This window comes from Cupriavidus oxalaticus (assembly GCF_038900635.1).
Classification (GTDB): Bacteria; Pseudomonadota; Gammaproteobacteria; order Burkholderiales; family Burkholderiaceae; genus Cupriavidus; species Cupriavidus oxalaticus_B.
In genome coordinates this window covers 110251-124600 of sequence record NZ_JAYMRX010000002.1, presented here as the reverse complement: position 1 = coordinate 124600, position 14350 = coordinate 110251, and the positions used below count along the sequence as shown (strand labels likewise).

The following is a 14350-nucleotide window of genomic DNA, read 5'->3' as shown; positions in this document are numbered from 1 at the left end:
CTGCCCCGGCTCGCCGCGATGGGTTGCCTGCGCGCGGCCGGGACGACGTTCGATCAATCCCGTTACCGGAGATCCCGCCATGACCCGCTACATCGTGCTAGCCAACTTCACCGACCAGGGCATCCGCGCCGTCAAGGACACCACCAAGCGCGCCGCCGCGGTGCGCGAGATGGGCGCGCGCTTCGGGGTGCAGCTGAAAGACATCTACTGGACACTGGGCAAATACGACGTCGTGCTGACCGTCGAGGCCCAGGATGATGCCAGCATGACCGCCTTCGGCCTGGCGGTCGGCGCGCTCGGCAACGTGCGCACGCAGACGCTGCGGGCATTCGATGTCGACGAGATGCAGGCGATCCTCGGCAAGATGAGTTGAGCCGCCCTGGCACTGTCCCCGCAATGCAGAACGCCCGCCGTGGTCCTGGCGGGCGTTGTCGCTTGTGGTCTCTGCCTGTTCTCTTGCGCCTACAGCCGGATGATCACGGACTTGAGTTGCGTGTAGTGCGCAAGCGCCTCCACCCCTTGCTCGCGACCGTAGCCGCTCTGCTTGAAGCCGCCGCAAGGCGTCTGCACAATGCCGCCGCTGTACTCGTTGACGACGATGCGGCCCGCTTCCAACTCGCCCGCGACGCGATGGACGCGGCCGATATCGCGGCTCCAGATTCCCGCGGCCAGCCCGTAGTCCGAGTCGTTGGCGATGCGCACGGCATCCGCCTCGTCGTCGAACGGGATCACGCAAAGCACCGGGCCGAAAATCTCTTCGCGCGCGATCTCCATGTCATTGGTGACGCCCAGGTAGACCGTCGGCTCGATATACCAGCCACCCTCGCCGCCCTGCACCTGCACCTGCGCCAGGCGGCCGCCGGTCGCCGGCACCAGCCCGAGCCGCCGCGCCGTTTCGAAGCTCTCCTGCACCTTGTCGAACTGCGCACGCGTCGTCATCGGCCCATACGTCGCGTCATGGTCGGCACCGACGCGAACGCCTGCCACCGCGGCCAGCAGCTTGTCGACAAAGGCATCGTGGACCGATGACTGGACCAGCAGGCGCGTGCCTGCCGCGCACCACTGGCCGCCGTTCCAGGTGAAGGCGGTGGTGCAACCCCTGGCTGCGGCATCCAGGTCGGCATCGGCAAAGACGATGTTGGCGGACTTGCCGCCCAGTTCCAGCGTCAGCGGCAGCATGCGGTCTGCCGCGAGGCGCCCCAGTTCCCTGCCCGCGCGCGCGCTGCCGGTGAACGAGATCTTGCGCACGTCGCGATGCTCGGCCATTGCAGGTCCCAGCACCGGCCCGGATCCGACCACGACGTTCAGCACGCCCGGCGGCAGGCCTGCCGACTCCGCCAGCCTGGCGAAGGCCACCAGCGAGCCGGAGGTGAACTCAGACGGCTTGGCCACGACCACGTTGCCGGTGGCAAGCGCCGGCGCGATCGCACGGGCAGCCTGGTGCAGCGGTGCGTTCCAAGGCAGGATCACGCCGATCACGCCGAAGGGGTCGCGCCGCGTGTAGATATGGTAGTCCGGCCCGGCGTTGATCAGCTCGCCGTCCATGGTGTTGACGATGCCGCCGTAGAACTCGAAATACTGCGCGACCAGCGCCATCAGCTGCGGCATCTCGCGGCCAGGCTTGCCGGTCTCGATGCTTTCGAGGCTGCCGAGCGTTGCCACGCTCTCGCGCACGGCGCGGCCGATCGCGACCAGGATGCGGCCGCGTTCGGCGGGACGCATGGCGCGCCAGGCCGGCAGCGCCGCCGTTGCCGCGGCCACGGCAGCGTCCATCTCGGGCTTGCCGCTGTCGGCCACCCGGCACAACGCCGCGCCGGTGCGCGGGTCGGCTTTCGCGATGAATCGGCCCGTCGATGGCGTCATGTCTTTGCCGCCGATGTGGTTCAACACCTTGTTCATTGCTGCTCCTTGATATGGCCTTGCGCGGCGGCCGGCCCGATGGTCGCGCCAGCCAGCTTTTCCAATTGCTGCACGACGCGCGTCATGTCGTCGCCGCCGGCGCCGTCGGCCACCGCCGCATCGAAGAACTGCTTGACGACCGAAGTTGCGAACATCGGCGCGCCGACCGCCTCGGCCTCGCCAAGCGCCAGCCGCAGGTCCTTGCGCATCAGGTCCATGCGGAAGCCGAAGTCGAACCTGCGCGACAGCACCTTGTCAGCCAGCAGGGTCTGCACGGCAAAGCCGCGCGCGGTCGTGCTGCCGGACAGCACCTGCAGGATGGCCTCCGCCGGAATGCCGGCCTTGACGCCGAACAGCACCGCCTCGGCGGCTGTCACCAGCGCCGATCCCGCGATCATGTTGTTGATGAGCTTGAGCGTCTGGCCGAGGCCCGGCTGTTCGCCCAGGTAAGAGATGTTGTGCGCGAAGGCCTCGAAGGCCGGCCGCGCAGTGGCAAAGGCCGCGGCATCGCCAGAAGCCATCACGCTCAGCGATCCCGCCTCGGCACCCGCCACGCCGCCGGCCAGCGGTGCATCGAGCGCATGGATGCCATGCCGTGCCAGCACGGCAGCGATCCGGCGTGCCACGCTCGGGCCGGTGGTCGAATGATCGACGAAGACCTTCACGCCGCGCGCAGCGGCGATGCCCTCCGCGCCGATGGCAACCTGCTCGACCACATCGGGCGTCGGCAAGCAGGCCATCACCACCTCGGCGCGATTTCCCACGTCGCGGACGTTCTCGCCACGGATTGCGCCGCCGCGGACAAGCTCATCGACCGCGCTGGCATTGCTGTCGCATACGGTCACCGCCAGGCCGTGGTTCAGCAGGTGCCGGGCCATGTGCCGGCCCATGGCGCCGAGCCCGATAAACCCGAATGTCGTCATGCGTGTCTCCTTGTTGTTGCTGCTGGCGCAGCGTCGAACGGCATCAAGGGCACCGACTCCGCCTCTGGCCGCGCCCCTGACAGTGCACCGGATACTAGGAGCGCGGCCGGGCGGCTTCAAACGACTTTTCCGGACGCGAGGGTTGAGTTTTTTTCAACCTGCGACGCGCTGCCGGCATGAGTGGCCAGTACCCGCTCGCTTGATGAAAACTCAATCGTCGCGGCCAAAATACTCGTTTGAACGCCCAACGCTCGCGCTACTACGATGCGCGGACGTGTCGGGGCGGCATACCGCCAGGCACGCCGATGCGCCCTGCCTGCATGGCGGCGCAATGCCAAACAAGACGATGCAAGGAGACGGCATGGAAACGACCCTGCCAGCAGATGATGCAGCGGACCGACCGGTCCCGCTGACGCGCGCGCAGCGCAAGGCGATTGCGGCGGCGACGCTCGGTACCATCGTGGAGTTCGCCGACTGGGTGATCTACGCCACCTTCGCCTCGCTGTTCTCGCGGCATTTCTTTCCGGCCCACAACGAGATGGTGTCGCTGCTGTCGGCATTTGCCGTGTTCGCGGTCGGCTTCATCATGCGGCCGGTCGGCGGCGCCGTGCTGGGCGCGTATGCGGATCGCCATGGTCGCAAGAAGGGACTGACGCTGTCGGTGGCGCTGATGGCGGGCAGCACCGTGGTGATCGCGCTGTGCCCCGTCTACGAGACCATCGGCATGGCGGCACCGGTGATCCTGGTGCTGGCCCGGCTGGTGCAGGGCTTCGCTGCCGGCGGCGAGTTCGGCTCGGCGTCGACCTACCTGGTCGAATCGGCCGCGCCTTCGCGCCGGGCCTTCGCGGGTTCCTGGCAGTACTTCGGCATCAACGCCGGCGTGCTGGTCGCGGCCCTGATCGGCTACCTGCTGACGCGCACGCTCGATGCGCAGGCGATGGCGGCATGGGGCTGGCGGCTCGGCTTCCTGATCGCTGGGCTGATGGGCCTGGTGGCGCTGTGGATCCGGCTGTCGGTCGCGGAAACGGAGGCTTTCACACGCAAGGTCGCGCACCATGCCGCCGCGCACCCGTCGCTGCTGGTCGTCACCCGGCACTGGCGCGAGTCGCTGCGCGTGATCGGCATCGCCATGGCAGGCAACCTCACGCTTTACCTGTGGCTGGTGCTGTTCCCGACCTTCGCGCATGTGCGCACCGGGCTGAGCCTGCAGGACGCATTCAGCGCCAGCGTGATTTCCATCATCCTGTCGCTGTTTGCGATCCCGCTGATCGGCAAGCTCGCGGACCGCATCGGCCGCAAACCCGTGCTGATGGCGTTCGCGGGCGGCTCGGCGCTGTTTGCCTGGCCCGGGCTGCATTTCCTTGCAAACAATTTCTGGGTGGCGACCACGATCGTCAGCATCGGCATGCTGCTGTCATGCGGCTATGCCGCTACCGCCGCGGCGGTCATGGCCGAGCAGTTCCCTTCCGAAGTGCGCGCGACCGGCGTGGCGCTGCCGTATGCGATCTCGGTCACGTTGTTTGGCGGGACCCTGCCTTACATCATGACGTCGATGTCTGGCGCGGGCTGGGCGGACTATAGCTGGGTCTATATCGCCGCGGTGTGCGTGACGGGGTTCCTGGTGTATGCGTTCATGCCGGAGACGAAGGGGAAAGCACTGGCGTAGCGCAGGGTCACGGTGGTGCTTCGCCCGCCGCGCAGGCGAAACACCACCATTCTTGCTGCTAGACGGAAGCGGGCTCCAGTATCTGCCCGCCCCCATAGCTCGACTGCACCGGCACCTGCCCGCCCACCGTCATCCTGATCGCGCAGTACTTGAACTCCGGGATCTTGCCGAACGGATCCAGTGCTGCGTTGGTCAGCTTGTTGATCGCCGCTTCGTAGTAGCAGAACGGCACGAACACGGCGCCGCGCGGCGTGCCGGCATCGGCGCGCGCATACAGCGTGACTTCGCCGCGTCGCGACGACAGCGTGACCACATCCCCGGGCTTGCCGCCCAGTGCATCGAGATCCAGCGGATGCACCAATGCTACCGGGTCCGGCTCGATCGCATCGAGCACGCCGGCGCGACGCGTCATGCTGCCGGTATGCCAGTGCTCCAGCTGGCGCCCGGTGATCAGCACCATCGGGTAGTCCGCATCGGGACGCTCCGCGGCCGGGATGATGTCGGCGGGAACAAAGCGGCCCCGCCCGGAGGCCGTCGGGAAGCTGTCCGTGAAAATCACGGGCTCGCCCGGATCGCCCTCTTCCATGCATGGATAGGTCACGGCGTGCTCGCGCTCCAGGCGCTCCCAGGTCATGCCGCCAATGCTCGGCATTGCCTTGCGCATCTCGTTGAACACGTCCACCACGCTGTCGTAGTGCCACTCCAGTCCAAGCTGCGCCGCCATCTGCCGGATGATCCACAGGTCCTGCCGCGCCTGCCCGGGCGGTTCGAGCGCCTGCCGCCCGAGCTGCACGGTGCGGTCGGTGTTGGTGAAGGTGCCGGTCTTCTCCGGGAACGCCGATGCCGGCAGCACCACGTCCGCCAGGTACGCCGTCTCGGTCAGGAAGATGTCCTGCACCACCAGGTGATCGAGCGACGCCAGCGCCTCGCGCGCATGCTCGGCGTCAGGGTCGGACATCGCCGGGTTCTCGCCCATGATGTACATGCCGCGCACTTCGCCGCGCTCGATCGCCTGCATGACCTCCACCACGGTCAGGCCCGGCTGGCGGTCCAGCGGCATGCCCCAGAGCGCTTCGAAACTGGCAATCGCCACCGGATCGTCGACGCGCCGGTAGTCCGGATACATCATCGGGATCAGCCCCGCGTCGGAGGCACCCTGCACGTTGTTCTGCCCGCGCAGCGGATGCAGCCCGGTGCCGGGCCGGCCGATCTGTCCGGTCATCAGCGCCAGCGCGATCAGGCAGCGCGCGTTGTCGGTGCCATGCACGTGCTGCGAAACGCCCATGCCCCACAGGATCATCGAGCCCTTCGAAGTCGCATAGAGGCGGGCGACTTCGCGGATGGTTTCGGCGTCGATGCCGCAGATCGGCGCCATCAGCTCGGGACTGTACGCGGCGACATTGCGCTGAAGTTCGTCGAAGCCGATGGTGCGGCTGTCGATGAAGTCGCGGTCGACCAGGCCCTCGTTGACGATCACATGCATCATCGCGTTGAGCAGCGCCACGTCGGCATCGGGCTTGAACTGCAGGAAGCGCCAGGCAAAGCGCGCCAGGTCCGAGCGGCGCGGATCGGCCACGATCAGCTTGGTGCCGTTCTTCACCGCGTTCTTGATCCAGCTTGCCGCGACCGGATGGTTCACGGACGGGTTGGCGCCGATCACGATCACGACCTCGGCCTTGTCGACATCCATCACCGGGTTCGACACCGCGCCCGAGCCGATGCCTTCCAGCAGCGCCGCCACCGACGAGGCATGGCACAGCCGCGTGCAATGGTCAACGTTGTTGCTGCCAAAGCCGGTGCGCACCAGCTTCTGGAACAGGTAGGCCTCTTCGTTGCTGCCCTTGGCCGAGCCGAAGCCCGCCAGCGCGCGCTTGCCATGCGTGTCGCGGATCTGCGCGAGCTTGCCGCCGGCGAGCGCCAGCGCCTCTTCCCAGGTGGCTTCGCGGAACACGTCCATCACGTGGTCCGGGTCCATGACGAAATCGCCGCGCTTGGGCACGCCTTCGCGGCGCACCAGCGGCACGGTCAGCCGCTGCGGGTGCTGCACGTAGTCGAAGCCATAGCGCCCCTTCACGCACAGCCGCTGGTGATTGGCGGGGCCGTCGCGGCCTTCCACGAACAGGATGCGGTTGTCCTTGACGTTGTAGGTCAGCTGGCAGCCCACGCCGCAATACGGGCACACCGATTCGACCTGCTTGTCGGGAACGGCCAGGGCCACGTCGCGCGCGGGCATCAGTGCGCCGGTCGGACAGGCCTGCACGCATTCGCCACAGGCGACGCAGGTGGAGGCGCCCATGGGATCGTCCATGTCGAACACGATGCGGGCCTGATCGCCGCGCAACGCCAGGCCGATGACGTCGTTGACCTGCTCGTCGCGGCAGGCGCGCAGGCAGCGGGTGCACTGGATGCAGGCATCGAGGTTGACGGCGATGGCCGGATGCGACAGGTCCGCCGCCACGCGCTCGCGCGGGGCAAAGCGCGGCTTGCCGACTTCCAGCCTCGCCGCCCACTGGTCGAGTTCGTTGTGGCGCGTGTATTCCGCTTCAGGCATGTCCGACTGCAGCAGCTCCAGCACGGTGCGCTGGGCGCGGCGGGCGCGCTCGGATTCGGTCTGCACCTGCATGCCTGCGGCGGGATAGCGGCAGCAGGATGGGGCCAGCACGCGCTCGCCCTGGATCTCGACCATGCAGGCGCGGCAGTTGCCGGCGGGCTCGAGGCCGTCCTTGTAGCACAGGTGCGGGACGTCGAAGCCCTCGCGCTGCGCCACCTTGAGCAGGCTTTCGCCGGGCTGCGCGGTGACTTCGCGGCCGTTTAGCGTAAAGCTGACGGCCGGCTCGGCGGATTCGACAAGCGCGCGTTCGGCGCGGGTCAGTGCATTCATGTCAGTCTCTCACGCGAGTTCGTGCGGGAAGTACTTGATCACGCAGTCGACGGGATTGGGCGCGGCCTGCCCCAGCCCGCAGATCGATGCATCGCGCATCACCGCGGACAGGTCGTCCAGCGCTGCGAGGTCCCACTTCTGCTGATGGATCAGGTCGAGGGCCTTGGCCGTGCCGGTGCGGCACGGCGTGCATTGCCCGCACGACTCATGCTTGAAGAAGTGCATCAGGTTGCGCGCTGCCTGCGTGGCGCTGTCGTGGTCCGACAGGATCACCACCGCGGCGGAGCCGATAAAGCAGCCGTACGGCTGCAGCGTGTCGAAATCGAGCGGGATATTGCCCATCGACGCGGGCAGGATGCCGCCCGACGCGCCGCCCGGCAGGTAGGCGTAGAACGCGTGGCCGTCGAGCATGCCGCCGCAGTATTCGTCGATCAGCTCGCGCACGGTGATGCCCGCTGGCGCCAGGTGGACGCCCGGCTTCTTCACGCGGCCGGATACCGAGAACGAGCGCAAACCCTTGCGCCCGTTGCGCCCCTGCGAAGCGAACCACTCCGCGCCCTTCTCGATGATGTCGCGCACCCAGTACAGCGTCTCGAAGTTGTGCTCGAGCGTGGGCCGGCCGAACAGGCCCACCTGCGCCACGTATGGCGGACGCAGCCGCGGCATGCCGCGCTTGCCTTCGATCGATTCGATCATCGCCGACTCTTCGCCGCAGATATACGCGCCCGCGCCGCGGCGCAGCTCGATCGCCGGCAGGCCGGTGGGCAGGCCGGAAAGCGGCGGGTCATCGCGCAACTGCTGCAGTGCCTCGGCCAGCAGCGCACGGCAGCCGGCGTATTCGTCGCGCAGGTAGATGTAGATCGCCGATACATTGACCACCGTCGCCGCGATCAGCATGCCTTCCAGGAAGCGGTGCGGATCGCGCTCCAGGTAGACACGGTCCTTGAAGGTGCCAGGCTCGCCTTCATCGATATTCACGGCCATCAGGCGCGGCGCCGGTTCCTTGCGCACGATGCGCCATTTGCGGCCGGTGGGGAAGCCCGCGCCACCCAGGCCGCGCAGGCCGGAATCTTCCATCGTGCACAGCACGGCGTCGGCATCGAGGGTGCCGTCGGCAAGCGACCGCAGCAGCCCATAGCCGCCGCCCGCACGGTACGCACCGTAGCCGATATGGGGCTCGGGCTCGTGACGCACGGCCCCGGCCTGGACCGCTGCGGCAACCGTGTCGGCGGTCGCGCCGTCCACGGGGTTCTGCCCGACCAGCGCCGCCGGCGCCTTCTCGCAACGGCCAATGCACGGCGCGGCGATCACGCGCACGTCGGTGCCGAGCAAGGCGGGCAGCTTGTCGATCAGCGCGCGGGCACCGGCCAGTTCGCAGGCAATGCCCTCGCATACGCGCACCGTCAGCGCGGGCGGCGCGGCGATCTGTCCGTCCGCGTCCTCGCGCACCACGTCGAAATGGTGGTAGAAGCTGGCGACCTCGTACACCTCGGTCATCGACAGCCTCAGCTCGCTCGCGAGCGCCACCAGGTGCGGCATCGCAAGCTGGCCGTAGCGGTCGTTGATGCAGTGCAGGTGTTCGATGAGCAGGTCGCGGCGGCGTGGCATGTCGCCCAGCGCCACGCGCACTTCGGCCAGCGCGGCCGCGTCGACCTGACGGCCCTTGGGCTGGCGGCGCTTGCGCTGCCGGCCGAGCCCTGTCGCCTCAAGAGGGATGACAACCTGGTTCATGGCGGTGCCTGGATCTTTTGTGGATGTCGGATGGCCGATCAGGAAGGTGCCTCGCGGGCCACCCTCCTGTCGTGCTTCATTTTTCTCGTATTGTGCTACCGGGGCGGGAGGCCGTGCAGGCATCGCGGCCGTCCGCCCCGGATACTGCCGGCGCACGCGGGCGCCGCAAGGCTTTCTTCATCAGCTCAGGTCTTCCTGCACGGTACGGTAGCCCATCGGTGCCGAGGCATTGGCATGGACATACTTGCGGGCATGGGCTTCGCGCATCGGCTTGAGCACGAACAGGGCCATGATCGCAGTCAATGCCGCCATGCCCGAGGCCACCATGAAGACCGCATGCCAGCTGCCCGTGGCGGCCGTGATCACGCTGGAGAACGGCACCAGCAGCGCGGCCGTGCCCTTGGCGGTGTACAGCAGGCCCGCGTTGGTCGCGGCAAACTTCGGCCCGAAGGTGTCGCCGCAGGTGGCCGGGAACAGGCTGTAGATCTCGCCCCAGGCGAAGAACACCACGCCGGTCAGTATCACGAAGGCAACCGGATGATGGCCGTACTTCGACAGCAGCAGGATACCGACGGCCTCGACCCCGAAGGCAAAGAACATGGTGCGTTCACGGCCGATATGATCGGAGATCCAGCCGAAGAACGGGCGCGTCAGGCCGTTGAGCACGCGATCGATGGTCAGCGCGAAGGTCAGCGCGGGCAAGGTCAGGCCAAGGATCGAGATCGGCGCCTCGTGCAGGCCGAAGTCCTTGGCGATCGGGCCGAGCTGGGCGGTGGCCATCAGGCCGCCGGCGGCCATCATCACGAACATCGCGTACATGACCCAGAAGATCGGCGACTTCAGCACCTCGCGCGGCGAAGCGTTGTAGGTGGCGGCAGCCTTCAGCGTGGACTTGACCTCGCTCAGGATCTTGGTGGACGGCGGGTACAGGGCCATGCCCAGGATGAATACGATCAGGCCCTGGCCAAGACCGAACCACAGGAATGCGGCTTCATAGCCCGACGTCTTGATCATGTTGGCGATGGGCACCACGGTCAGCGCGGAGCCCGCGCCGAAGCCGGCCGCCGTGATCCCTGCCGCCAGCCCCCGGCGATTGGGGAACCACTTCAGCGCGTTGCCGACGCAAGTGCCATACACCGCGCCCGCGCCCAGGCCGCCGATTGCCGCGGCGACGTACAGCATCGGCAGCGAAGACGCCACCGAGTTCAGCGCCCACGCGACGGCGCAAAGCAGGCCGCCACCCACCACAACCGGGCGCGGGCCGTACTTGTCGACGAGGTAGCCCTCGATCGGTACCAGCCAGGTTTCCGTCACGACGAAGATGGTGAATGCCACCTGGATCGCGGTGCGGCCCCAGTGGTATTTGTCGTCGATCGGGTTGACGAACAGCGTCCAGCCGTACTGCATGTTGGCGATCATCGCCATGCAGATCACGCCGAAGACCAATTGCACCCACGGCGACGCAAAGCGCGACGTGGACTCCCTTTGCTGCAGTTCCATGATGTCTCCTTATAGCGGCAAGCCGCCAAGGTGGAAGATTGGGCGCCTGAAGACGCCTCTGCGTGACTCTCGGTCTCGAACAGCTTAGCCGTTCTAGTGCTATACGGTATGTGATATATCAACCAAGTCAAGCGTATTCGTTGCGGCACTGCAGCAAACACTTTCCGCAACCTGCGCCGGCAATGCCGATGTTGCGGCGCCACTATTGCGCGCCTTGCATCAACGGCCCTGCCGCTGGTACCGGGAATCCTTGGAAATCAAGCAGTTGCCTTGAGTCGGCGCATCAATGCACGCGCCGGTGGCAACCATCAGCATGCCGGGGATTAAGGCGCGAGAAAACCGGGAAAGCGAGCGGTTGGGGAAAGTCCCTAGTTTGATACATTTAAAACAACGTGACTTCCGCTTGGCATGAGCGACCGGCAGGCCAGGTGCTGGTTTTGCCGAAATACAGGGAGAGGAAGGAAGCCAAGCGTCTCGTTGCATGCCTGGCGGCACGTTGGACGGGAGGCTAAAGCGGATTTGGATAGCGCGCAGGACAGCGCACCGAAGGAGGGAGAAATGGCGGCCGCGGGGTCTTCAAGCGAGGCTTGAGACGGACAGCTCTACAACAAGGAAGCCGGCCGCTACATCCTTGTCAGAGGCGCTCGAGGCGGTGCCATGCGCAATACGCGCGGACAGCGCCCGGCGCAGCGCCGATCAGGCGTATGCCAGTTCGCCGGCAGCGGGCACGACACGCGCCCGGCGTGCGCGGCCCACTCCGTCGCTTTCCTGGCTCGATCCCAGTCCGGCAAAGCGGCCATGTTCCTGCGCGGTCACCAGCACGTCCATCGGCAGGCGGGTAGCCAGCAGGATGGTCATGGCGGTACCGCCGGCAAGAACGGCCAGGCCAAGGACGAAGAGCAATGCGACTTCCATTTGAAAACTCCAGTTGCGTTGTGGTCAGGAGTTTTCATTATATGCTGCGCCGCACTATGTGTAAATATCCTGTATGTAATATATCAGTAGAGAGTTTGCTCCAATACAACAGCGGTTGGGATGGCGATCCCGCATCTGTTCATACGGTGGTGGTATCCCGGCGCACCGCTGCGGCTGTGGCTGTGGCCGGGGGTTCGTACTCCAGGCCGCGCAACGCGTCCCAGATGGCGGCGGCGTTGGGCTTCAGCGACCGGCTCTTGCGCCGCACCAGCATGACGGTCGAAGTGACCTGCGGCCGCAATGGCCGCATCACGGCGGCCGGGCTCAGGCCGGCCGCCTGCGCGCGCGACGGCACGACGCCGATGCCAAGCCCCAGCGCTACCATGCCGAACACCGCGGCAAAGTGCCCGAGCAGCTGCAGCGAACTGGTCCGCACGTGGTAGCTGCTGAGCGCCTTCTCCACCGCCGGCTGCATGCCGCACTGCTGGTCCAGCGTCAGCACGCTGGCATCGCTGAGCTCGCCCCACCCTACCGTGTCCCGCGCGGCCAGCGGATGCTGCGCCGGCAGCACGGCGTGATAGGGATCGATGCACAGCGGTTCGCAGTACAGGTCATCGGCGGCGCGCGGATCGGTGGCGATGCCGAAGTCGACCTCGCCGCTGCGCACGCTCTGCAGCACCGATTCCTGCGAGCGGTCCTTCAGGTGGATTGCAATCGCGGGCCATGCCTGCCGGCAGCCCGCCAGCCATGCCGGCAACGACATCGAGCTGAGCACCGGGTCCGACGCGATCTGCACCAGGCCCTGGCACGGACGGCTCGCGCTCTGGCTGTCGCGTAGCGTCTGCTCGACCTCCTCGATCAGGTGGCAGATTCGCTGCGACAGGTGCAAGCCGGCGTCGGTCAGTTCCACCTGGCGCGTGGTGCGGTCGAACAGGCGCTGGTCGATCTCTTCTTCCAGCTCGCGCACGCTGCGGCTTACCGCGGACTGCGTCAGGCCGAGCTCGGCGGCCGCGCGCGTAAAGCTCTTGTGCCGCGCCACCGCGGCGAAGGCCTTCAGTTGGGGGAGCGAGATGTTCATGGCCGCCCTCCCTGACACGCGACGGCGCGGCTCAGGCGCAACCCGTGGTCGGGCGCGGCGGGATGTCGCGGTGCGGGTACCGATGCATGCGGTCCGGTCATGGCAGTCTCCTTGATGGGGCGTGGCTGTGGGCAGCCATCGATAATGTGGGTATGGATTTGCTGGTGTCGCGGTCGTTGGCCTGATGTCATGGCAACGGCCTGCGTGCAGGCAGGCCGTTCTTCCGGGGTACTTAGTCTCCTTCTCTCTGGATTCGCGGCAGATAGGCGGCATCCGCAATCTGCAGGCCGTCGGCCTGCCCGGTGATAAATCGCCTGCGCATCGGCGCCAGCAATACCTTGGCCGAGATCCCCGCGGCGATCGTCACCACCGCCGCCACCGTGAACACCGCCTCCCAGCCGCCGCGCGCCGACAGCACCGATGCCAGCGGCACCAGCATCGCCGCCGTGCCCTTGGCCGTGTACAGCGTCCCGGCGTTGGCCGCCGCGAACTTGCTGCCGAACGTGTCCGCGCACAGCGCCGGGAAGATCGAGAAGATCTCGCCCCAGAACAGGAACGTCAGTGCCGCGAAGAACATGAACCAGTACGGGTTGTGCCCCAGCTGCATCAGGCCCAGCAGTGCCAGCCCCTCGCCGATGAAGATCACGAACATCGTGTTCTCGCGGCCGAACTTGTCCGACAGGAACCCGCACAGCGGCCGCGTGAAGCCATTGCACAGGTTGTCGATCGACAAGGTCATCGTCAGCAGCGGCAACGTGAGCCCCAGCAGCGTCACCGGCATCGACACAAACCCGTAGTCCTTCGCGATCGGGCCCAGTTGTGCCGTGGCCATGATCCCGCCCGCCGCCACCGCGACAAAGCTCGCGTAGATCAGCCAGAACACCGGCGTCTTCACCATCTGCCCCGGCGTGTATTCCACCGGGTTGGTCAGCACCGCCTTGGCAGCCACCGCTCCCTTGGGCGCCCTGGGCTTCACCAGCAGCAGCGCCAGCACGAAGATGCACGCGCCCTGCAGGATGCCGAAGAACAGGAACGCCTTTTCATACCCGGCGCTGTGGATCATGTTCGCGATCGGGATCACCGTGATCGCGGCGCCCGCGCCAAACCCCGCCGCGGTCAGCCCGGCCGCCAGCCCGCGCTTGTCCGGGAACCACTTCAGCGCATTGCCCACGCAGGTGCCGTACACTCCGCCAGCGCCGATGCCCGCGATCACCGCGGCCGCATACAGCTCCGGCAGCGTGGTGGCGTAGGCATTCATCACCCACGCCAGCCCCGCGCAGATCGCGCCACCAGCCACCACCGGGCGCGGACCGAACTTGTCGACCAGCCAGCCCTCCAGCGGTACCAGCCAGGTCTCGGTTACGATAAAAATGGAAAACGCCACCTGGATCGCGGATGCTCCCCAGTGATGCCTGGCGTCCATCGGGGATACGAACAAGGTCCAGCCATACTGCAGGTTGGCCACCAGCCCCATGCATACCACGCCGATTGCGAGCTGGATCCAACGGTTCTGCAGGCCCCGGCCGTTCACATTGCTGTGAGCGGGCGTGGCCGCCGCTTCATATTGCGCCATCTGTTCTTGTCTCCTGATGCTTGTCAGCTGCGTCCCGGATGGGACACCCTCCCGGGCCTCTTCGGTGCGGGCCCTTGGTCGCGATGAGATCGGCGCCTGACATTGCGGCATGCAAATCAGGGATTGATGCTACTTGAATCTAAGATCAGCACTGCATAAAGTTTTTTATCGTTTGTATTGATGA

10 protein-coding genes are annotated in these 14350 nt (G+C 66.6%); 2 read left to right on the top strand and 8 right to left on the bottom strand.

Annotated features, from left to right (window positions below):
* The first annotated feature begins 79 nt into the window (after positions 1–79).
* Positions 80–373: a GYD domain-containing protein gene (locus tag VSR71_RS04830; RefSeq protein WP_342912782.1), complete on the top strand. Its 294-nt coding sequence runs from the start codon at positions 80–82 to the stop codon at positions 371–373.
* Between the two features lie 89 nt (positions 374–462).
* On the opposite strand, the gene VSR71_RS04825 is transcribed toward VSR71_RS04830, so the two are convergent.
* Together VSR71_RS04825 and VSR71_RS04820 are read right to left on the bottom strand one after the other, a co-directional pair.
* Positions 463–1899, bottom strand: a complete 1437-nt coding sequence (locus tag VSR71_RS04825) for an aldehyde dehydrogenase family protein (protein ID WP_342912781.1) — start codon at positions 1897–1899, stop codon at positions 463–465.
* Positions 1896–2822 (bottom strand): NAD(P)-dependent oxidoreductase, encoded by a 927-nt coding sequence (locus tag VSR71_RS04820; protein WP_342912780.1) that lies wholly within the window; start codon positions 2820–2822, stop codon positions 1896–1898. Before VSR71_RS04820 ends, VSR71_RS04825 begins: the two co-directional genes overlap by 4 nt.
* Before the next feature lie 361 nt (positions 2823–3183).
* On the opposite strand from VSR71_RS04820, the gene VSR71_RS04815 reads away from it, so the two are divergent.
* Positions 3184–4488, top strand: a complete 1305-nt coding sequence (locus tag VSR71_RS04815) for an MFS transporter (protein ID WP_342912779.1) — start codon at positions 3184–3186, stop codon at positions 4486–4488.
* 58 nt (positions 4489–4546) lie between these two features.
* On the opposite strand, the gene fdhF is transcribed toward VSR71_RS04815, so the two are convergent.
* The 6 genes from fdhF to oxlT (VSR71_RS04785) form a co-directional block, all read right to left on the bottom strand.
* On the bottom strand, positions 4547–7369 hold the full coding sequence (gene fdhF / locus VSR71_RS04810) for a formate dehydrogenase subunit alpha (protein WP_342912778.1): 2823 nt from the start codon (positions 7367–7369) through the stop codon (positions 4547–4549).
* Positions 7370–7378: 9 nt separating this feature from the next.
* A complete protein-coding gene (locus VSR71_RS04805; protein WP_342912777.1) occupies positions 7379–9100 on the bottom strand; it encodes an NADH-ubiquinone oxidoreductase-F iron-sulfur binding region domain-containing protein in 1722 nt (573 codons plus the stop codon).
* A 180-nt stretch (positions 9101–9280) separates the two neighbouring features.
* Entirely contained in the window at positions 9281–10600 is a 1320-nt protein-coding gene (gene oxlT, locus VSR71_RS04800) for an oxalate/formate MFS antiporter (protein WP_342912776.1), read from the bottom strand.
* 696 nt (positions 10601–11296) lie between these two features.
* The gene (locus VSR71_RS04795; RefSeq protein WP_342912775.1) at positions 11297–11515 is read right to left on the bottom strand and encodes a hypothetical protein; all 219 of its coding nucleotides are present in this window, start codon (positions 11513–11515) and stop codon (positions 11297–11299) included.
* 139 nt (positions 11516–11654) lie between these two features.
* Positions 11655–12593, bottom strand: a complete 939-nt coding sequence (locus VSR71_RS04790; RefSeq protein ID WP_342912774.1) for a LysR family transcriptional regulator — start codon at positions 12591–12593, stop codon at positions 11655–11657.
* Positions 12594–12825: 232 nt separating this feature from the next.
* Positions 12826–14166 carry an oxalate/formate MFS antiporter gene (gene oxlT, locus VSR71_RS04785; RefSeq protein ID WP_342912773.1) on the bottom strand — a complete coding sequence of 447 codons (1341 nt, stop codon included), beginning with the start codon at positions 14164–14166 and terminating at the stop codon, positions 12826–12828.
* Between the last annotated feature and the right edge of the window lie 184 nt (positions 14167–14350).

What these genes read in the sequence shown, in the direction of transcription:
- VSR71_RS04830 (WP_342912782.1), top strand. Translation starts at nt 80, where the DNA reads ATGACCCGCTACATCGTGCTAGCCAACTTCACCGACCAGGGCATCCGC.
- VSR71_RS04825 (WP_342912781.1), bottom strand. Translation starts at nt 1,899, where the DNA reads ATGAACAAGGTGTTGAACCACATCGGCGGCAAAGACATGACGCCATCG.
- VSR71_RS04820 (WP_342912780.1), bottom strand. Translation starts at nt 2,822, where the DNA reads ATGACGACATTCGGGTTTATCGGGCTCGGCGCCATGGGCCGGCACATG.
- VSR71_RS04815 (WP_342912779.1), top strand. Translation starts at nt 3,184, where the DNA reads ATGGAAACGACCCTGCCAGCAGATGATGCAGCGGACCGACCGGTCCCG.
- fdhF (WP_342912778.1), bottom strand. Translation starts at nt 7,369, where the DNA reads ATGAATGCACTGACCCGCGCCGAACGCGCGCTTGTCGAATCCGCCGAG.
- VSR71_RS04805 (WP_342912777.1), bottom strand. Translation starts at nt 9,100, where the DNA reads ATGAACCAGGTTGTCATCCCTCTTGAGGCGACAGGGCTCGGCCGGCAG.
- oxlT (WP_342912776.1), bottom strand. Translation starts at nt 10,600, where the DNA reads ATGGAACTGCAGCAAAGGGAGTCCACGTCGCGCTTTGCGTCGCCGTGG.
- VSR71_RS04795 (WP_342912775.1), bottom strand. Translation starts at nt 11,515, where the DNA reads ATGGAAGTCGCATTGCTCTTCGTCCTTGGCCTGGCCGTTCTTGCCGGC.
- VSR71_RS04790 (WP_342912774.1), bottom strand. Translation starts at nt 12,593, where the DNA reads ATGAACATCTCGCTCCCCCAACTGAAGGCCTTCGCCGCGGTGGCGCGG.
- oxlT (WP_342912773.1), bottom strand. Translation starts at nt 14,166, where the DNA reads ATGGCGCAATATGAAGCGGCGGCCACGCCCGCTCACAGCAATGTGAAC.